The organism is uncultured Olegusella sp. (genome assembly GCF_947253395.1).
Taxonomy (GTDB): Bacteria; Actinomycetota; Coriobacteriia; order Coriobacteriales; family Atopobiaceae; genus Olegusella.
Map to the genome: position 1 here is coordinate 1 of NZ_CAMXYY010000128.1, position 3,930 is coordinate 3,930.

Annotated in this window: 4 protein-coding genes and 1 pseudogene; all 5 read left to right on the top strand. The window is 52.3% G+C overall.

Annotation, left to right across the window (positions count from 1 at the left end; translation table 11 throughout):
- Positions 1–549, top strand: a 549-nt coding sequence (locus tag Q0X25_RS07730) for a DeoD-type purine-nucleoside phosphorylase (protein WP_298580854.1), incomplete at its 5' end; no start/stop codon positions are given.
- Between the two features lie 51 nt (positions 550–600).
- Positions 601–726 (top strand): annotated as a pseudogene (locus Q0X25_RS07735) (ABC transporter permease); the annotation flags it as partial.
- A 162-nt stretch (positions 727–888) separates the two neighbouring features.
- Positions 889–1,332: a cytidine deaminase gene (locus tag Q0X25_RS07740; RefSeq protein ID WP_298580857.1), complete on the top strand. Its 444-nt coding sequence runs from the start codon at positions 889–891 to the stop codon at positions 1,330–1,332.
- A complete protein-coding gene (locus Q0X25_RS07745; RefSeq protein WP_298580860.1) occupies positions 1,329–2,660 on the top strand; it encodes a pyrimidine-nucleoside phosphorylase in 1,332 nt (443 codons plus the stop codon). The genes Q0X25_RS07740 and Q0X25_RS07745 overlap by 4 nt, the downstream gene beginning before the upstream one ends.
- A gap of 237 nt (positions 2,661–2,897) precedes the next feature.
- Positions 2,898–3,930: 4Fe-4S dicluster domain-containing protein (locus Q0X25_RS07750; RefSeq protein ID WP_298580863.1), on the top strand; the 1,033-nt coding region annotated here is incomplete at its 3' end.

Consider the following 3,930-nt stretch of genomic DNA (forward strand, 5'->3'; position numbering starts at 1 on the left):
CAGCCTGTCTCGGTTATGGGTGGTGGCATGGGCATGCCTTCCGTAGGCATTTATACCTATGAGCTCTTTAACTTCTACGAGGTTGATCAGATTATTCGCATTGGTAGCGCAGGTGGTCTTGCTGAGGGCGTGCAGCTTCGTGACTTGGTGATTGGCATGGGTGCCTGCACCGATTCTAACTATGCAGCACAGTTCAATATGCCAGGCACCTACGCTCCTCTTGCGGACTACGATTTGCTCCGTCGTGCCGTTAACAAGGCTGAGGAACTGGGCGTTCCTACGCGCGTTGGTAACATACTATCCACCGATGTCTTCTACAATGCAGACCCCACGGTTAACGAGCGTTGGGCATCCATGGGCGTTTTGGCTGTTGAGATGGAAGCAGCAGCTCTCTATCTGAATGCTGCCTATGCAAAGAAGCGCGCGCTTTGCTTGCTCACGGTCTCTGACTTGCCCTTGTCTGGCGAGGCACTGTCTGCCAAGGAGAGGCAGACCAGCTTTACACAGATGATGGAAGTCGCCCTCGCTTTAGCTATTCCTGAGAACTAACGGCTTACAACAGCTGGGCTAATCGGTTAGCTGTGTTTAGACATCTGATCTGCGATGCGCAGCCAGCTTATGGCAATGTTGCCCTATGTATTGACCCTCATCGTTTTGGTTCTCTTCGTTGGTCGCTCCGCTGCTCCCAAGGCAGATGGTGTGCCCTACCTGAAGGGTAGTCGCTAAGACCACAGGGGCTTCCTGGCGCGATTCTCAGGCACGGTTGCTCTTGCTTATCCCTTTCCCGTAAGGGTAGCCGTTGCCTGGAATCAGCTGTTAGACTTGCTTAGAAATCCTTACCCGTCTCGGCCACTCAGGCGGGGCGGGTATTTGTTTGGGAGGCATCAGATGGACAAGCAGACTTTAGTGAAAGAGGCCATTGTTGCGCGTGAAAGGGCATATACGCCGTATTCACATTTTGCGGTAGGGGCAGCACTGCTGGGCGCTGATGGCAGTGTATGGCACGGCTGCAATATTGAAAATGCATCCTATACCCCTACTAACTGTGCAGAGCGTACTGCCTTTTTCAAAGCGCTCAGCGAGGGTTGCACTGCATTTTCAGCCATAGCTATTGTAGGTGGAGCAGCAGGTTTACCCATTAGCGATTGGTGTGCGCCCTGTGGTGTGTGCCGTCAGGTCATGCGTGAGTTTTGTGACCCCGAGACCTTTGAGATTGTACTTGCTCGCTCTGAGGGTGACATCAAAACGTACCTATTAAAAGAGTTGTTGCCGCTGGGTTTTGAACCTCAAGATCTCAAGGTGGCAGCGCAAAAGGGGGCGAATGCCCAATGAGAATGTACGACATCATTGAAACCAAGCGTAACGGCGGAGAGCTCACTGACGAGCAGATCAAGTTTTTTGTTCAGGGGTATGTGTCGGGCGATATCCCTGACTATCAGGCATCTGCGTTGTGTATGGCTATTTATTTTTGCGGCATGACAGCTCGTGAGACTGCAACGTTGACCATGGAAATGGTGGCTTCAGGAGATGTCGTTGACCTCTCTGATATCCCCGGTATTAAGGTGGATAAGCATTCTACCGGTGGCGTTGGTGACAAAACCTCGCTGGTCATTGCGCCTCTTGTGGCATCCCTTGGTGTTAAGACTGCCAAAATGAGTGGTCGAGGCCTGGGCCATACGGGCGGCACCTTAGACAAGTTGGAATCTATTCCTGGCCTTTCGACCTCGGTTGAGCGTGACCGCTTTGTTGAGATCGTGAGCAAAGTGGGCGTGGCCATCATTGGACAGACAGGCAATTTGGTGCCTGCGGACAAGAAACTCTATGCCCTGCGCGACGTTACCGCAACGGTTGATAGCTTGCCGCTTATCGCTTCGAGCATTATGAGCAAAAAGATTGCTGCTGGTTCTGACAAGATTTTGCTCGACGTTAAATGTGGTAGCGGCGCCTTTATGAAGACGGTCGATGATGCCATTGCGCTGGCACAGGCTATGGTCGAGATTGGCGAGCATGTGGGTCGTACCACTGTTGCCATGATTACCGATATGGGCCGGCCTTTGGGTAATTGCATCGGTAATGCTCTTGAAGTTGCCGAAGCCGCAGCAACGCTGCAGGGCAAGGGTCCCAAAGACCTTAGTGATATTTGCATCGAGCTGGCAGGCAACATGCTCTACCTTGCGGGTAAGGGCGAGATGGATGATTGTCGCGCATTGGCACGTCAGCAGATTGCCAATGGTTGTGGCTTGGCAAAGCTCAAGGATATGGTTGCAGCTCAGGGCGGCGATGCAGCGCTACTTGACAATCCCTTTGAGCAGCTCGTTGAACCCCGCGTCAAGCGTGAGGTTCTTGCTCAGGAGGCAGGCTATCTCTTTGCCATGGATACCGAGCGTTGTGGCATTGCGTCTGTTGCGTTGGGTGCAGGTCGTGCCAAGAAGGAAGACCCCATCGACTACTCCGCAGGTATTGTTTTGGGCAAGAAGAGCGGGGACGCTATCGCTCAAGGCGATGTGTTGGCAACGCTTTATGCAGCAACAGAACAGCTTTGTGATGAAGGCGAGCGCATCTTCCGCTCTGCTTTGGATATTCGCCCTGATCGTCCCAAAGCAATCCCTCTCTTCCATGCACGCGTGACCCGCGATGGTGTTGAGCGTCTGGACGCCTAGACTTTTCGAATGGAGATGCGCTGGTGCTTGTTCACGAGCGCATCTCTTGGCCCTGATTTTGCTGCATGAGCGACGCTCGGCACGCGGTCTCAAGTTGGTGGTTGCAGGGATGGTTTTGGTTGCTTTGGGCGGCATTCTTATTGGGCTGACCAAAGGCTAAGTGCTCCTAGTCATTCTTACCTTCTCGACGCTGCTACAATTACTCTTTGGCATACGCTATGTGAGAGGGGGAGCAGGATGGCTAAAGAGCGCGACATGATTGATGAAATCATCGATCTACAAGATAATTTTTTTGCTGTTCGCAACCCTTTGGGCAATGTTGCCGATCAGCTGATGGGTGATCCTGATGCGATTCCTCATTACAACCCCGCTGATTACAAGGATAAACCGCGTGTTAGCTTACCCTCTTGCCTTCGTTCGACCTCTGATGGTCAGGATGTGTGCGACCGCTGCGCTCGGGTGTGTCCTGTTGCAGCTATTACCTATGATGGCAAGAAGGTCATTGTCGAGGACAGCTGCCGCAAGTGCGGGCTTTGTATTGCTGCATGTCCCACTGAAGCATTTATTGCTCGTCGTCAGATGGCGCGTAATTTGTACGATGAAATTGCTCGGGTGGCAAGTACCTATGACGATTGTTACATAACCTGTACCCGTGCCTTGGGGCGTCTGCCCAAAGACAATGAAGTTTTGCTTCCCTGCGTGGGTGTTATGCCTTCGGAATTGTGGTTTTCTTTACTTGCGGAGTACTCCAATATCAGTGTTTATCTGCCGTTGGGTATTTGCGATCGCTGCCGTACGGTTACGGGCGAAGAGTATTATTCCGAAGCGATTGCAAAAGGCGAAGAGCATTCAATTTATAGCGTGGGACTTGAGGTTGATGAGGCCGATATGACCCATGAACAGAGTCGTGCGTTCAAGCGTCGTCAGTTTATAAGCAACATGGCTCAGGCTGGTACAACGCTCGTTACCGCTGGCAACCCTGCGGTTTCGGGAGTACAGGCGGTTGCCAATCGCATCAAGGCACACAGCAATCAGATCAATACCCTGCAGCGCACACTTGAGCAGGTCACAGGTATGAAAAATGAAGAGCTGCGCCGCCGTCAACTTACCCAAAAACGCAAGTTGGTGTTGTCAACGTTGCAATCTCATCCCAAACTTGCTGACAGGATGGTTTGGGAAGTTCCCGCGTGTGATGCATCGCGTTGTACGGTTTGCGGTGACTGCGTCAAGCTTTGCCCTGTTCGTGCGTGCAGTTTGGATGCAACGGGGC

What these genes read in the sequence shown, in the direction of transcription:
- Q0X25_RS07740 (WP_298580857.1), top strand. Translation starts at nt 889, where the DNA reads ATGGACAAGCAGACTTTAGTGAAAGAGGCCATTGTTGCGCGTGAAAGG.
- Q0X25_RS07745 (WP_298580860.1), top strand. Translation starts at nt 1,329, where the DNA reads ATGAGAATGTACGACATCATTGAAACCAAGCGTAACGGCGGAGAGCTC.